General features: G+C 46.5%; 13 protein-coding genes. 3 read left to right on the forward strand and 10 right to left on the reverse strand.

The features are described from left to right. Positions 1 to 9: 9 nt before the first annotated feature. Positions 10 to 1431: a spore germination protein gene (locus R50912_RS26690; protein WP_042239128.1), complete on the reverse strand. Its 1422-nt coding sequence runs from the start codon at positions 1429 to 1431 to the stop codon at positions 10 to 12. Positions 1432 to 1722: 291 nt separating this feature from the next. Here R50912_RS26690 and R50912_RS26695 point away from each other — a divergent pair, with 291 nt between their 5' ends. Further along, positions 1723 to 1938: a hypothetical protein gene (locus R50912_RS26695; RefSeq protein WP_042239132.1), complete on the forward strand. Its 216-nt coding sequence runs from the start codon at positions 1723 to 1725 to the stop codon at positions 1936 to 1938. Positions 1939 to 2289: 351 nt separating this feature from the next. Then, a complete protein-coding gene (locus R50912_RS26700) occupies positions 2290 to 2475 on the forward strand; it encodes a hypothetical protein (protein WP_039297739.1) in 186 nt (61 codons plus the stop codon). 180 nt (positions 2476 to 2655) lie between these two features. Here R50912_RS26700 and R50912_RS26705 read toward each other — a convergent pair whose 3' ends face one another. The 3 genes from R50912_RS26705 to R50912_RS26715 all read right to left on the reverse strand — a co-directional run bounded on the left by R50912_RS26705 (position 2656) and on the right by R50912_RS26715 (position 4389). Further along, positions 2656 to 3480: an alpha/beta fold hydrolase gene (locus tag R50912_RS26705; protein WP_042239135.1), complete on the reverse strand. Its 825-nt coding sequence runs from the start codon at positions 3478 to 3480 to the stop codon at positions 2656 to 2658. Between the two features lie 54 nt (positions 3481 to 3534). Beyond that, complete coding sequence (locus R50912_RS26710) at positions 3535 to 3942, reverse strand: MarR family winged helix-turn-helix transcriptional regulator (protein ID WP_231637721.1); 408 nt, start codon at positions 3940 to 3942, stop codon at positions 3535 to 3537. A gap of 87 nt (positions 3943 to 4029) precedes the next feature. Then, complete coding sequence (locus R50912_RS26715) at positions 4030 to 4389, reverse strand: winged helix-turn-helix transcriptional regulator (protein WP_042239142.1); 360 nt, start codon at positions 4387 to 4389, stop codon at positions 4030 to 4032. A 198-nt stretch (positions 4390 to 4587) separates the two neighbouring features. Between R50912_RS26715 and R50912_RS26720 the strand changes: the two genes are divergently transcribed. Beyond that, the gene (locus tag R50912_RS26720) at positions 4588 to 5118 is read left to right on the forward strand and encodes an NAD(P)H-dependent oxidoreductase (RefSeq protein ID WP_042239145.1); all 531 of its coding nucleotides are present in this window, start codon (positions 4588 to 4590) and stop codon (positions 5116 to 5118) included. Positions 5119 to 5280: 162 nt separating this feature from the next. On the opposite strand, the gene R50912_RS26725 is transcribed toward R50912_RS26720, so the two are convergent. The 6 genes from R50912_RS26725 to R50912_RS26750 all read right to left on the reverse strand — a co-directional run bounded on the left by R50912_RS26725 (position 5281) and on the right by R50912_RS26750 (position 15504). After that, on the reverse strand, positions 5281 to 6042 hold the full coding sequence (locus R50912_RS26725; RefSeq protein WP_042239148.1) for a SagB/ThcOx family dehydrogenase: 762 nt from the start codon (positions 6040 to 6042) through the stop codon (positions 5281 to 5283). Between the two features lie 325 nt (positions 6043 to 6367). Further along, positions 6368 to 8896 (reverse strand): tetratricopeptide repeat protein, encoded by a 2529-nt coding sequence (locus tag R50912_RS26730; RefSeq protein WP_042239151.1) that lies wholly within the window; start codon positions 8894 to 8896, stop codon positions 6368 to 6370. A gap of 509 nt (positions 8897 to 9405) precedes the next feature. Then, positions 9406 to 11124 carry a glycoside hydrolase family 84 protein gene (locus tag R50912_RS26735; RefSeq protein WP_042239154.1) on the reverse strand — a complete coding sequence of 573 codons (1719 nt, stop codon included), beginning with the start codon at positions 11122 to 11124 and terminating at the stop codon, positions 9406 to 9408. Between the two features lie 63 nt (positions 11125 to 11187). Further along, positions 11188 to 12927, reverse strand: coding sequence for a family 10 glycosylhydrolase (locus R50912_RS26740; RefSeq protein ID WP_042239157.1), 1740 nt, complete (start codon positions 12925 to 12927; stop codon positions 11188 to 11190). A 44-nt stretch (positions 12928 to 12971) separates the two neighbouring features. Then, positions 12972 to 14606, reverse strand: coding sequence for an extracellular solute-binding protein (locus R50912_RS26745; RefSeq protein WP_042239159.1), 1635 nt, complete (start codon positions 14604 to 14606; stop codon positions 12972 to 12974). A gap of 34 nt (positions 14607 to 14640) precedes the next feature. Continuing rightward, on the reverse strand, positions 14641 to 15504 hold the full coding sequence (locus R50912_RS26750; protein ID WP_042243378.1) for a carbohydrate ABC transporter permease: 864 nt from the start codon (positions 15502 to 15504) through the stop codon (positions 14641 to 14643). Positions 15505 to 15593 lie beyond the last annotated feature (89 nt).

Consider the following 15593-nt stretch of genomic DNA (forward strand, 5'->3'; position numbering starts at 1 on the left):
CGTCCACTCCTACTTTTTGTTTTTTTGCCTGATAGAATTCATGGTCTTACTCTGGGACGGACGGCTGTTCAGCTTCGAGAAAGGAGCACGGATAAATACATCCTTCCAGTCTCCCGTCTTCATAGGAGCAATAGGGGTCAGATAGGACGAGCCCAGACTCGTCAGGTTGGATAAATGAATTACGATCAGGGCTATACCCATTACAAGTCCAATATTGCCCCATATTCCGGTGAGTATTATGATTCCGAAGCGGATCAGGCGGATGGAGGCGCTCATCATATAGCTGGGAATTACAAAAGAGGCAATGGCAGATGAGGCTACTGCGATAATAAGCACATTACTTGTCAGACCAGCCTGTACAGCCGCTTGACCAATCACAATCCCGCCTACGATCCCGATCGTCTGGCCAATTTTGGTTGGCAGACGCGCTCCGGCTTCCCGCAGCAGCTCGATCATGATTTCCATCAGCAGCGCTTCATAAACAGGAGGAAACGGCACCCTGTTCCGTGATTCGGCCAACGTTCGGAGCAGTGCTTCCGGAATCATCTCATAATGAAAGGTAGTTACCGACACATACATCGCCGTGAATGAAATCGTTATTACAAGAGCCAGAAACCGGAGCAGCCGCAGTCCCGTTCCCAGTGCCCAGCGCTGGTAGTAATCATCCGGTGATGAGAAGAATTCAAAAAAGGAGGATGGCGCACTGATCGCTGTGGGACTATTGTCAACGATGGTGATGATCCGTCCGGCGGCCAGCTTCGACACAGCCACATCAGGTCTTTCCGTAGTCAGAAACTGCGGGAAGACCGAATTCGGCATATCCTCAATGAATTGGGTCAGCGTCCCCCCGTCATTAATCGCATCTGTCTCAATCCGGTTGATCCGGTTCTGCAGATCCCGGACATATTTAAGATTGGCAATATCCTTGATATAAAGGATGTACACAGTTGTTTTGGAAATTTCTCCGATCTCACACTGGATAATTTTCAGATGCGAGCTTTTGATCCGGCGGCGGATTAAGCTCAGGTTCGTAGGAGCGGATTCTACAAAAGCATCGTGAGGGCCGGCAATTACCGTCTCCGTTTCCGACTGCTGTACACTGCGGCCTTCCTGGCCGTAGGCGTCCAGTAAGTAGACAGCTTCCCCGTGGAAGACAGCTACACAGCCCTCCAGTATGCCGACCACCACAGCTTTGGACTCCCTTGTCTCAACAAATTGGGACTGGAGGAACAACTTATCCAGCCCATCCGCTTGAAGCCGGTCAAAGGGCCGCAATATTTCCTGGATTAGCAGATTGTTATCCACCGTATGCGGGAAATACACAATATCGGCGGAGAGTTCAGGAAAGCGCCGGTGGCTGAGATCCGCACACTGATCGAATTCATTAAGAATATGCCGCAGGGTAGGAATATTCTGTGTGTCCGGTTCCATAGATGCCCTCCTTCCCCGTTCGTTTGGTATAGTATACCCAAGATTTTCTTGGATATTTAAGGCTGCCGCAATAAAAAACCCTCTTTCATCCCGCAGGATAAAAGAAGGCTCTTAGACATCCTCTGGTTAAAACATTCATTATTAGAGATTTTCTTTGCTCCAGGCAGGATTGCCGCGCTTCAGCTAGTTTGCTCTTTTTCCTCGGCCTGTCCCCCCGGCTTATGCTATAATAATTAAACATAATCCAAAAAGTCCGCTTCTGATGTAATCCATATTTGAGGAGCTGTGACGATGAGCGATCCGATTTTGCAACAGATTCTTACGGAATTACAGGGAATGAAATCTGATCTGAGCGAGGTTAAGTCCGATCTGGGCACAATGAAGGCTGATATTGACAGCATCAAAGAAGACACGAAGCTGATCCCGCTGATCCAGCAGGCTGTATCCGAAGTCAATGCTGAAGTCATTGCAACCAGGGACACTCTCGAGCGGTTAGACAAACATTAACCATACATGATTCTACACTGGACATGCTGGCCAGACGTTCTATTGATCAGGAAGCCGCATTGAAACGTATAAAATAAGCTTGCCATACAGGAATTTGCTGCAAGCGACCGCCATTTCCGGCAGTCGCTTGTTCTTTTACCATTCCTCATTGCCTATTGTCTCCCCCACAAGGACATAACTCCTTTCACAAAGCACAAACCCTCTCCAATTCACACTTTGTACTCTTTTGTTGTCTATTTCACACGGACACACCTTTGATTTTCAACTGATCCGTGTTATAATGAAAGCGTAAACAAAAGTGATCGAAACCCTATTAACCATCGGATTTCATCGCCAAGGAGGATGAATGCAATGCTGGCAGGAATTAAGGAACTGAAGAATTGGGTAACCGGAATGTGGCAGCCTGGGATGGCTTCTGGGGAAGAAGACTACCGGAAAATGGAATACAGCGTAGAGCGCCATTTGCACACACCGCAAACGCCAAGCCCGCTTACTTACGAACAGGAATCACGGATCAAGACTGTCAAATTCCATTAATCTAACCGGATGTATATAGATTGAACTATTTTTCAACTTGAAAATCCACACTCAAACAAGGCCGCATGAACCGTATCATCCGGTTCATGCGGCCTTTTATTTATTTTGCTCAGTTTATGCCTTTTCGGAGAATTAAGCGCTCCTGAGTCCGTATAGGAGGTCTTCCGTTCTTCCTCCGCTCTAAAATAATCTTCTCAGCCACTCCAGAACAGTCTCCACTGCTTCCAGATACCGCTGCCCTACGAGCAGACCGGTATGGGTGGTGTTCCACAGGCCTTTATATTCTGCATGAAAATGCTCTGCGTTTACTTTGCCCCTGCGGTCGTCCTCCGCACTGTTAACAGCATGGATAACCAGACAAGGGCAAGTAATGGACCGGCTGTCTACCGGAATTCCGTCCGCACCGTAATGATAAGAAAAAGCGCTAAACGCCTTGGCAGACTCCATGGTCAGGTACTTCCTTTGGAAAGCTATATCCTCTGCCGATTCATCTATGCTTGTAAGCTCCTCACGAACCGGGGCAGGCACTACGAGGCCAGGTTGTGTCCGGACGATGTCCCGGTAAGGCACCCGGTCATGAACCTCCTTACAAATACTTGAGTCGATCAGCATAAGCCCAGCTAGAACTGCCGTTTCCGCCAGCTTTTGGCTCAGAATCCCGCCCATGCTGAACCCGATCACAATAGGCGGAGCCCCGCACTCAGCGATAACCTCGCTGATATCCTCCAGATAGTCCCCGAAGGTTATCTCCGTCATATCCAGCACTCTGCTTCTGTAATGGCTTCTCAGATTCATGACATAACAGGTCCAGCCTTCACGGATAAAATGGGGAATGTATTTGCTCCACATCCAGCTTCCGGTAAAGGCACCATGCACGAACAGTAAAGGAGGCCTGCGGTCAGCGTCTTCCGGGAGGTTCCTTCCTGCAAATATCTGCAGATACAGATCGTTCTCTCCGATGTATTTCTCTGTATGCGGCGGCAATTCTGTCGTGTAATCTCTCACAGGCATGTCCTCCTCGATATTTTAGTTTGATATCAAACTATATAATATATTTTTTTAGAAGTTGTTATTGATTTTAATTAAAATGCTCAGCAGTGCTTCCTTCTCCTGTTCGGTGACATTGAGGTAAAACTGCTCCAGCATGTCTGCGGATATCGCCTCAAAAACCGTTTCCAGCTCCCTCCCCTTCCCCGTCAGAGCAACGTACACAAACCTGGTATCCTCCTTCTCTCTTTCTTTCGTCACCATACCAAGCCGGACCAGCTTATCAACCAGTGCCGTGACGGTCGATTTGTCTTTATTAATTTTGGCGGAGATCTCTGCCATAGTAAGCCTAGGCTTCTGCAGCAGCGCATAAATAATGTCCCCGTGCGAAGTGCCTATCCCCTCTATGCCCTGCTTCACCATCTCTAGGGCAATGAACCGGTTAACCTTCTCTCTGATCTTGGAGATCAGCGAAATCACATCTCTAGTTTCCATACATGGATTATAGTTTGATGTCAAACTATTGTCAATGGCGGTCATTTTATATAGTGAGGGAACGCAGGTTTACTAATCGTTCGGAATATTTTCCAGCAACATTACTTCTTCACCCTGCTGCTGTCTGATTGCAATGTTGGCTCTGCCCCATGAACACATTACGTCAATAATTCCATTGGCTGTTGTTCCATATTCCGTTATATAATATTCAACTTTGGGCGGCATTTGATGATAGACCTGTCTGCCGATCATTCCGTCCCTTTCAAGTTCGCGGAGCTGCTGGATCAGAACCTTTTGCGAGATGCCCGGGATAATGCGCTGTAATTCACTTGTCCGTTTCTTACCCGACATTAGATTACATATGATTAACGCTTTCCACTTTCCTCCGAGAATTTCAAGTGTTGCTTCTATGCCTAAATGATATTCTTTCATTCCTGCCACCTCATCACACCCTAATTAATTTAGCCTAACTTATCTTATGATTTCTATCATGCCATATAACGAACCTTAGTCCAATGCACACTTTGAGGTAACCCTGTTACTTTATTGTGTGTATTTACATTTTTACCGGCTTCCAAAATAATATAAACAGCTGCATAAAGCAAATCCCCGCCGGAAAGGTGACTGATTATGAAAACCCTTGTGATCCTAGCACATCCAAATATCGAAGCTTCAAGAGTAAACAAAAGATGGAAACAAGAGCTGCATCAGCATACAGATGAAATTACGGTCCATGAGATTTATAAGGAGTACCCGGACTGGAGCATTGATGTTCCGAAAGAGCAAGGATTACTCGAAGCACATAGCCATATTATTTTTCAATTTCCTTTATATTGGTATAGTTACCCGCCTTTACTGAAAAAGTGGCTGGATAACGTCTTCACTCACGGCTGGGCATATGGTTCAAACGGGAATAAGCTGAGAGGAAAGAAGCTGGGGGTAGCTATGTCAATCGGTGATAAGCAAGACAATTACCAGGCAGCCGGTTCCGTTTCTTTTACTGTAGATGAGGTGATAGCACCGTTTAAAGCCAGCGCCGTGCATGTGGGTGCGATCGCATTACCCTATTTCGCGGTCTTCGGAGCCTCCTTTCAGGCTAGTGATGAAGAAATCAATCAGAGCGCAGCGGACTACTTCCAATATATTATTGAGTATAGATAATACTCACAGGTCTCACTTGTTCCTTTTGTGAAAATCCTGCCCAAAATACAACATTAGTGCAAGTAGGGTGTTAAAAACCCTTCCCTCACCCCAAAGGGTAAAGGAAGATTTAAAACTCCACCACTGAAGCACGGCAGCTATACTTTCAACTCGGGAAGGAAGCTATTCCCGTTTCTTCCCCACTGCGCCAAGATAGATAACAAACTCCTCATCGCCGTCTAACTCCAATACCTCATCAATCAGCTTCTGATCATAGATGCCAATGGCGCAAGCGCCTGCACCGATGGATTCACTGGCTAAATACAGGTTCTGGCAGACATGTCCTACATCGATGAGGATTTTTTTGTGAGCGGAAATATCATATTTCCATTCAGAGCGGTAGGGTGTGGTACTCCAGGCAAACAGCACGGAAGCTTTGCGGGCAAAGTTAGGGACAAAGGGCTGATCCAGAGTGATCGCATCAATCTTCTGTTCCAGCTGATCTAATTCAAACATAAATGAGAGCTTATGCTCCACCGGAAGGTACCTGTAGATTCCTTGCGGAATGCCCTCTACCCGCATAATCATTAAATAGGTTTCAAAGGTGTGTGTCGCCCCACTGCAGGGCACGGTCCGTAGCGTAAGCCCATTCTTGCTCATACCGGTAATCCCTTGGGTAGCCCATAGTAAATAGGATAACTCCTCCAGACTTAAAGTGTCCGCAGAATAGAAGCGTGTACTTCTTCTTTGCCCGATACAATCAAAGATATTCTCTTTACTCCCTACATCTCTGCTAACCTTCGGCAGATCAATAATTAGTGATTCCGGATCAAACGGCTTAACCATTGGCGGCTGGGCAATTCCTTTGATCTTGTCTGTTTTAATATGTTTGAACTCATGAAAATTGGATTTCAGAAAATTTCTTTGTTGTTCATATCTGCTCATAACAGTTCCTCCCGGATTAACTTGATAGCTTTAATTTAACACTCCGGCAAAAATAGATTGTGATTTCATTCACTTTTACATTTTAAAAATCCAAATAACAAAAAACCTCCCCTTCCCCAAAAGGAAAGGAAGGCTTACATACGTCACTCTGAAGCACGGCAGGAATGTTATCAGACTAAACCAGTTCGTTCATAATCTAATCCTTATACGTTTTAATGGATCACATCAAATATATCGTGCAGCATAAATAAGATCAAAAAAAGCTTTCCTTCACCTCGAATGGTGAAAGAACGTTGAACGCTTCGTTTTACAAAGAAGGATAGAATTAACGAAATGGAACATTAGATTTCTTCACTTCAAGAGAAGAGTCGACATATTTCAAGTAAGGTACGATTCTATTAGCTTCCTCTACTTTGGGTCCAAGTATAATTTTAGAATACCGAAGGTTTTCACCAGTACGTTCAACATAGAGGGTTGGAACTGGAGAACTTGCATTGTTTAGCTGAATTTCATTAGAATTGATGGGTTCATAACGTATCAAACGGAGTTCTTCCTCATATTCGTAAACCGTTGTTTTGAATAAATACCTAATCTGATCAATGGACTCCCTTAAATGTTCAATCAATGAATTCTCCAAATTTTCATTGCTTTGGCATATATTTGAAGCAGCTTGGATATACTTCACAATATTATCAAGCTCCACTTTTATCTGATCTATACTTTGACTATCATCATCGCCAGTTACATTAGCCATACTAAGCTGTATTTCATTATCAATACTTTTAACGTAGATTACCCGATACGGGATATATGGATTAACATATGTATGCCCATTTTCACGGTTTCCAATAATATCATGTTGAATATCCTCATTAACACTATCAAAAAAATCATTCCGAATAACTAAACAGCATCCATGGCCTTTATCACCATATTGTGCCCACATAGGCAGTTCGTCTACTAGTAAAGTTAAACTAAATAAATAAACATCGCTTGCTTGCATGTTTGTATCCTCATTAACAAACCGATCATAAACCTTGTTTAGTAATGAGCCATCGCATCCATGGCATTCCTTAAGTGTTGAAATAAATACTAGCCCTTCTGAGGGATCGTTCATATATGCAGCATTGTTTAATCTTAGGAATGCAGGATCACCACTTTTCTTGACAAGATAGTTTAAATTTTCAAGTCTAGAATAATGAGCAAGTTCAGCACCTTCCGGAATTGAAATCGCGCACTGCTTCATAATTTGCTTCATACTGAGATGAATACCAATCAAATTTGACTGAATCTTAGGATAATCCCTAAATGTTGAGACTATCTTAGATAAAAAATAATATTGAGTATCGCCAAGTACATCTGAATGAATTTCCGCGAAAATTCTTATTAGTTCAATTCTTTCACTTAAAGTACTAATAATTTTGGAATTATTTACATTTTTAAATAGATTCGATCCGGAAAATATATTCAAAAACTTATTTATACTTTGTTTTCTCGGGTTGTTTAGATATGCTTTCTTCCCCTCCTCAAGATAGGTTCTGGAGTTGTTAATATTACCTGTATATACATAGTCTAAAAAAACATAATTATAATACAACATGGCTTTTCGATTATCAGTTTTTGCTTTATCAATTTCTATAGCATTATCAAGTACTTCAAGAGCTTTTTTACCATTTGAAAGCCTTAGATAAACTAACGCTAAATCATCATAATATTGGTTATTAGTTGGTTGTAAAGCTATAGCTGTTTCGTATTCCTTAATAGCCTCCTCATTTTGTCCATTTGCATAATAGGACGCACCTAAACTGTGATGATAATGTGCGTTGTTGGACTCTAGCTCAACTGCCTTTTTCGCTGCTTCTATGGCTTTCTCATATTCTCCGTTTAATTGATACGATTCGCTTAAACTGTCATGATACTCTGCGTTGTTTGGTTCTAATTCAAGTACTTTTTTCGCTGCCGCTATGGCTTTCTCAAATTGTCTATTTTTCAAATAAGATTTACTTAAACCCACACGATACGCTGCTTTATTTGGTTCTAACTCCACTGCTTTTTTCAGAGCATTTATAGCTTCTGTATGTTGTCCGTTTGCCCGTAACGATATACTCAAACTGTCAAGATATTCTGCATTGTTTGGTTCTAGCTCTACCGCTTTCTTTGAAACTACTATAGCTTCCTCATATTGCCCGTTTGCATGATAAGATGCACTCAGACCCTCATAATATTCTGCATTGTTTGGTTCTAGTTCTACCGCTTTTTTTGAAGCCACTATAGCTTCCTCATATTGCCCGTTTGCATGATAAGATGCACTCAGACCCTCATAATATTCTGCATTGTTCGGTTCTAGTTCTACCGCTTTTTTTGAAGCCACTATAGCTTCCTTATATTGTCCATCAACATGGTATGATAAACTCAAACTGTTTAAATAACTTGCGTTCTCAGGTTCCTGTTCAACAGCTCTTTTCGTAAATTCAATAGCTTCCTCATATTGCTCTATTGTATGATAAATTGTACTTAAATTATCCAGATATTTCGCATTATCCGGTTCTATTCCGACCGCATTTTTCATGAATTTTATAGCTTCCTCATATTGTTTGTTTATGAAATATGATATGCCTAAACTATCTAGATATTCTGCATTTTTAGGTTCTAGCTCGACTGCCTTCTTTTTGGCATCTATGGCTTCCTTATATTGTTTATTGGCATGATATGATATTCCTAAACGTTGCTGATATTCTGCATTTTGGGGTTCCAGTTCAACTGCTATTTTATTGCATTTTATGGCTTCTTCATATTGTTTGTTCACTTGATATGTTATACCTAGATTAGAAAGACCTTCCGCGTCAGTTGACATTGAATCATTCTCCCCCATAGAATCATAATCAAATCACAAAATAATCCTTTTCATTAATAACTTTACAACAATCCAACAAATTCCTCCACAAAATCCTATGGAAATATAAATCGCAACACGTTAGTGAATCTTCTTATTTAAAGATCAAAAAGAACTTCCTATCCATAGCCGATCCATTACATTAGATTAACAAAGCGAATAGATAAATGGCAGAGTGACAGCAACGATTCGGGTACGTTCGATAATTAGACATAAAGTATTAAAACCCAGTGTGTAGCTTAGCAGATTCATAGTATTAAGGACTATTGCTTTTTTTGATAAGTTACAAAGTAACAATCAGTAAGTCTCTAGAATATAACAAAAAACCTCCACTCACCCCGAAGGGTAAAGGAAGGCTTAATCGCGTCACCACTGTAGCACAGCAGCTATGTTTCCAGTTCCCCAGGCTTGAGCCGTCAAGGGAACCGCTTGCAAAAGGCTTTTACGTCTGCTGCACTGTGCTCTGCCGATTATATTCCAGCCTCCGCATCCACCGTCAGCCGGTATCCGTCCTTTCCTTCTCTGACAGCAAATCCCCAGGCTTCGGCGGCTTTCCAGGCGGGATCACTTCCCAGCCGGACCTCAAAGGCCTGACAGGCTTCAGCCCGCTTACGCAATTCTTCATCGGCTCCGGGCAGAGGCGTGCCGGCAACCTTCTGCCGCAAGGCTCTCCACAGCTCTACATCCGCCAGCGCTCTTTGCAGCCAGGGCCCTGCCTCTTCCTTAAACTTGGAATTCTCCATTTCAAGTAACCGGTAGGAGACGCTCTCCAGGCGGTCGAAATACAAATCAAGCCTCGGGATATCCTTGCTCTGCAAGGCCTCTTTCAGTTCCTCATATCCACCGCTATAGAGCTGGCTATTTAGATTCTGGCTGCAGAAGAACATCATATCGTCTGCCAGCTCTCCGGCGAACTCCCGGACCGACAGCTCCCAGGAAAGCTCCGGCATATAACGCTCACTGTTCCACATGTAGTGGGCCATTGTGTTCAGTGTAATCTTGGAGCATTCCCATTGAACCATCGGATTCGCTACCACTGCCTGGTGTCCGGTCTGATCAAGCTGCGAATAACGTCCGCGAACCGGGTCCAGAAACAGCCGGTCGTAGTCGGCATCATTGACGGGTATGTTGTCCCACAGCCACAGCTCATGTCCGTAATAGCTGTAATTATTCCGTGCATCCCTGCTTCCGACTTGCCGGGCGAAGACCGAAGAGCCGGTCCAGAATACCTTGATGTCCGTATGCAGCTTCTCGCGGATATCCCGCTTATATTCGGTATCCCAGGAGGACCAGTACTCAGAGGGGCACATCACCAGAGTAACCTTCTGCAACTGACGGCTCAAATAGTCATAGACACGGTTGGCCACATAGGCGTGCGCCAGTCCGGAGCGCTCCAGGTAATGGAGGTTCTCCCCAGACAATGCGTAGTCGATGTCGTCCATGAGCAGAGCGAAATGCCGGACACCGATGGCGATCATCGCCCCCAGCTTCGCTTCCAGACTGGCAAAATCATCTTCACTGCGAAACTGCAGATCGTTCCCCGGACTAATGCAATAATAGAAGTCTACCAGTTGGACGTCACATTCCTGCTTCAGCTCACGTATCTGGGCAAACATAGCCTCAGGATAAGGCTCACGCCACAGCTCACGGTGATAGAGATCATCCTTGGGAGCATGCATGAAGGCGTTCATGCGGTGAGCCGCCATATAGCGCACAGCATCCATCCGGTCATCAAAGCTCCACGGCGTGCCATAGAAGCCCTCAATAATGCCGCGGACTGGAAAAGAAGGCTCATCGTGAAGGGTAGCCACGGGCAACCGGCACTTCCCTTCATCTATGCGCAGCAGGTGGTGCAGAGCATCCATCCCATACCTTAGTCCTCGCTTATTGGAGGCTGCAATTGTAATTTTTCCGTCCTTACGGATGTCCAGCCGGTAGCCATCCGCCTTAAGCGATCCCTCATATTCAAGCTCCAGCGTGGCATTGCCCGGTGCGGGTGCCTCTCCTTCTTGTAGCGGTTCAATAATTACAATCGGGCCATCCGCAGCAAGCGGCCACTCCCACTTCTGGATCATGGAGAACTTTGAAGTCAGCCCGATTCTCAGCTGCTGCCCTTCCAGCACCAGCTCCTCACCCTGATCGTAGTAGTCCCGGAAGTAATACTGCCGTTCCCGTAGCGGCATAGTCATATTCACGCCTCCTTCGGCCTCACTATATAGCTCATATTGGTTCTGCGGCTCTTATGCTTAGGCTTAGTCCGTAACCTTCACATTTCCAAACACGGCCTTGCCCCGCGAATCATTCCCCGGATTGCTGAGCGCTATGCCGATATACACCTTACGTTTCATGGGGATCTGAACCGTTCCGACCGTCTGCCAGCTGCTCCCGCTTGCCGAAATCGACCCTTTGAACGTATTTCCGGTTCTGGTCAGCTTCAGCCATTTCGGAGCCGAGGCGGCCGCCGTATGGTCGGTCATATCGCCTGCGGTTTCAGCACGATACTGGAAGGTCGCCCCATTCCCGGGGGTAAGCATCATATCCGCGTGCTTCGAATTATGGACCAGGGACTCCCGGATCATAATGCCAGCCTTGGCCCAGCCGTCCAGCCAGCTGGTGGACTGCACCTTAACAACAATCTCCGCATTGCCGCTCACGGGCTGGTATATATAATTCAGCTGATCCGCATTCCCCCAAATATCCGTCGAGCTGCTGCTGAGTGTAAATTGCTTATTGGAAGCATTGTAGGTGGCGTTCCCCGGCATGGAACCGATATTCCGCGCCTTCCACACAGCGGGCAGCTGGGCCGGATAGTCTTGCTCTACCGGAGCCGTCCAGCCTGGTGTCGGCCAGGTCTCACGTTCATGGATGTTCGCCAGCTCATCTTCCGGCCAGGCCCCGTAGGCAAAGAACGCCAGGCGCTTCACGTCCGGATAATTCTCGCGGATGCCTTTGTAGACCTCCTGATATTGATCATCGGTCCAGTCATTATCCAAGGTGGCTACGATGTCCGCAGCACTGCCGCTGATCCGGTCGCTCGTATCCTTCAGGATGCCGTAGGAAGTGCTGTATACCCAATCACTGTTGAACTCCCAGTCATCGAAGTACGCCATCGGTGCGACAAAGTCGATCTCGTCCTTGAACTTGGCTACATTCTGTCCAACCTCTGTAAATTCCGGCGGCAAAATATACACACCAAGCTGCACATCCGGATTCGGGGATGCAGCAATATCCTCACGGATATCGCCTACATACTGTCCAATTTGTTCCGTTCTCCATTCGTTCCACTGCTGACGCTGCGGCGAATCCGTATCAAAGTCAATGCTGAGCGGCGAATACCCGAACTCCGCCTGATACTTCGCAACCGTGTAATCACTAACGTCCATGTTGTAATTGTCGAAGCGGATCCAGTCCAACACAACCCCGTCCACATCATAATTCTCAATCACTTCCTGAATGATGGAACGCTCATACTGCTGCACTTCATGATGAATTGGATTGACGAAATATTCGTTGCCGTTAGAGCCTGTAAACGGAGTCTGAACCCCGTCCACCAGCGCCTGCATCTGCCATTCATCGTGAGCCAGGAAGGCCTGCTGGTCATGGAACTGGGGAATCCAGGCATGAACCTTAATTCCTGCGGCATGAGCTGCCGTAATGACAGCCTGCAGGGCATCGAAATTCTGGTAGCCCTGGGCAATGGGCGCGATATTACTCTGATAAAATACACTGCCGGACGGAACCTCATCATCTTCATCCTGCTTCACGTTCATGCTGATGACATCGACCCCGTAGCTTGTGGACAGCCCGATGAAATTCTGCACATCCGCCATGTTCTTGAACTGGTTCACGGTCCGTACAATCACTTCCGTCTCGAAAGGGGGATTGCTCTGGTCCTCGGCCTGGGCCGGAAGGGGAAGGGAACCACCCGCTACCGAAGAAACCAACACGATACCCAGCACTGCCTTGAACCCCGATCTCCGTGCAAATGTCATAATCTCGCCTCCACATCATAGTCTTATTGAACTTCTAACAAGAGTTATTTCGTAGCGTTGATTTTCTTAACATTTTCCTGCCACTTTTCGGTTCTGAACTCAAGCAGCTTATCCAGCCCTGCCTTTGCGGTGTTCTTCTTAGCCGTCTCCAGTGCCGCCAGCACCTCTTCATCCGACTTCGCCTGAACCATCTGCGCGTAAGCAAGGGTATAGATATCCGCGACATTCTGTGCGATGATGCCGGTCTCCGTATCGGGAAGCGGGTCGGTATTTACGAATTCCGTAATGTCGAGCGCGGTTTTCCAGGTCACCGTAGACTGCGCCACGGTCTCCCATGATTTCTGGTTCGCCGAGAGCAGCGCCTCGAGGCTCATTTTCGCCGTATCAATGAAGGTCGTATTTCCCGCCCAGTTAAAGTCCTCGAATTTTCTCATCGTATCCGTACGCTCGTTAGCAGGGGTGGTCTTGTATTTCTCATTCGGAATAGGCGCTCCATCCGCGTCCTCTTCATCCCAGTATAAGCCCTTAGGGCCGAAGAACAGCACCTTTTGTCCCTCTGGACCCGTAATCCAGTCAAAGTAAGCGAAGATAGCCTCCGGGTCCTTGGCTTGTTTGGTAATGACACTGACGTTCCAGCCCAGCGTCTCAAAGCCGCTTACAAATACTTTGGTCTTGTCTATTCCTGCTTTGTGGACAGGCCAGATAATTTCATAACCGCTGTCCGGATTGTTCGCCGTCAATGCCCGGTGTCCCTCGGCTCCATACGTAGTGATATTGGATTCGACCATGACCGCTACCCGGCCGGTATTGACCTTTTCCTTGACCGCATCCTGGGTCTGCTGCAGCGCGTCCTGTGTAATCAGCCGCTCGCGGTACAGCTTATTGATGTACAGCACCATCTCCTCGTAAGCGGGATCGTCCAGGATAGATGTCAGCTTGTCGCCTTGCGGATGCCCCATGAGTGTAACGAACTTGCTGGTGGAGTTCTCCCTGAAACCGCCATACATAATTTCCAGACCTGCCCCCTTCTCCCCAACCTCCAGAGGGACTACATCCGGGTACTTGTCTTGCACCATGAGCAAATACTGATATAAGTCATCAAAGGTCTCCAGCACCGGTCTGCCGAGTGCGTTATAAATATCCTTATTCACCATCCACCCGCCGTTTCCGAATTGCCCGGAGGTATACCAGTTCGGAATTTGATAGATTTGCCCGTCATCTGAACGGAGCAGATTCAGGGTCGATTCCTTCACATATTTCTTGAAGTTCGGATATTTCTCATAATATTCATCCAGTGCAACGAGCTGCCCTGCCTGCACCAGCCGTTCTACTGAGGACCCCCGGTCCGTAAAAATAACATCCGGCAAATCACCGCCGACGATCATCGTGTTGAGCTTTTCTCCGGCTGCTCCTCCGGATTGTATCGGTTCAACCGTAACCTTGCGGTTCTCCTGAATCCACTTGGTCGCCTCGTTCTCCCCCCAAGGTGAGGTCGTAAGCCAGTCGTAGTTGCCATAGAAGCTGAAGGTGACAGGCTTGATCCCGCTGCCGTCATCTGTGGCGGCCCCAGAATTCAGATTGTTCTGCGAAGTGTCAGAATTTCCCCCTCCGCTGCAAGCAGCAAGCAGAAGCACCAGCGAAGTCAGCAAAAGAGCTACCCATTTTAGGCGTTTGCGCATTCTTTTTCCTTCTTTCTACGTAAGATGGGGAGTGCTATTCTTTCAATGAACCGACCATTACACCCTTAACAAAGTACTTCTGGAGAAAAGGGTAGGTCAGGATAATCGGAATGGTAGCGATCATCATCGTAGCCATAGTCAGTGACTTCGTGGTAATCGTCCGGTTCCGGTTCATATGATCCAGCGCGATCGCATTCGAGGAGCCAATCTGGGTCATAATGTTGGAGTTCATCACCTGCCGCAGCAGCGTCTGTATAGGAAGCAAGTGATCCTTGGTAATATAGATCGCTCCCGTAAACCAGTCGTTCCAGTAACTTACTGCGGTGAATAAAGATATCGTGGCCAGCACCGGGCCGGAGACGGGAATCACGATCCGGAAGAAAATACCGTAGTTGCTGCTGCCATCGATTTTGGCGGATTCTTCCAGTCCCTCAGGTAAAGCGCTGAAGAAGGTGCGGATGACAATCATGTTCCAGACGCTGATGATGCCGGGAATAATCAGAACCCAAAAGGTGTCCAGCAGGCCCAAAGAGCGAATGAGTAAGTAACTGGGGATGAGCCCTCCGCTGAAGAACATTGTAATCATGAAGAACACCATATATGGTTTGCGGAAAAGCAAGGTCTTCTTGGACATGCCGTAGGCTAACAGGGCCGTGAAGAAGACGGATAATGCCGTGCCGCTTAGCGTTCTAAGAATAGTGATCAGAAACGAATTCAACAGGCGGTCATCCTGAAACACAATATAATAATTTTCCAGGGTAAATGCTCTTGGCAACAGGGTTACACCGCCGAGCGCCGTATCGCTCCCCAGATTAAAGGAAATGACGAGCGCATTCCAAAACGGGTACAGCATGAGTAGCGCCAGCAGTGTCAAAAGGATATAAATAGTCCGCTGCATCACTTTATCGCCCAGGCTTAGTCTCAATGTTCACCCCTCCTAAAAGGTTTATGGAGCATTACTTACAGTCGATACATCGCAATAAAACT

Origin of the sequence: Paenibacillus sp. FSL R5-0912 (genome assembly GCF_000758605.1) — a bacterium.
Lineage (GTDB): Bacteria > Bacillota > Bacilli > Paenibacillales > Paenibacillaceae > Paenibacillus_AQ.

Coding starts and splice junctions, on each gene's coding strand:
- R50912_RS26690 (WP_042239128.1), bottom strand. CDS start 1,431: ATGGAACCGGACACACAGAATATTCCTACCCTGCGGCATATTCTTAAT.
- R50912_RS26695 (WP_042239132.1), top strand. CDS start 1,723: ATGAGCGATCCGATTTTGCAACAGATTCTTACGGAATTACAGGGAATG.
- R50912_RS26700 (WP_039297739.1), top strand. CDS start 2,290: ATGCTGGCAGGAATTAAGGAACTGAAGAATTGGGTAACCGGAATGTGG.
- R50912_RS26715 (WP_042239142.1), bottom strand. CDS start 4,389: ATGAAAGAATATCATTTAGGCATAGAAGCAACACTTGAAATTCTCGGA.
- R50912_RS26720 (WP_042239145.1), top strand. CDS start 4,588: ATGAAAACCCTTGTGATCCTAGCACATCCAAATATCGAAGCTTCAAGA.
- R50912_RS26725 (WP_042239148.1), bottom strand. CDS start 6,042: ATGAGCAGATATGAACAACAAAGAAATTTTCTGAAATCCAATTTTCAT.
- R50912_RS26730 (WP_042239151.1), bottom strand. CDS start 8,896: ATGTCAACTGACGCGGAAGGTCTTTCTAATCTAGGTATAACATATCAA.
- R50912_RS26735 (WP_042239154.1), bottom strand. CDS start 11,124: ATGACTATGCCGCTACGGGAACGGCAGTATTACTTCCGGGACTACTAC.
- R50912_RS26740 (WP_042239157.1), bottom strand. CDS start 12,927: ATGACATTTGCACGGAGATCGGGGTTCAAGGCAGTGCTGGGTATCGTG.
- R50912_RS26745 (WP_042239159.1), bottom strand. CDS start 14,606: ATGCGCAAACGCCTAAAATGGGTAGCTCTTTTGCTGACTTCGCTGGTG.
- R50912_RS26750 (WP_042243378.1), bottom strand. CDS start 15,504: ATGCAGCGGACTATTTATATCCTTTTGACACTGCTGGCGCTACTCATG.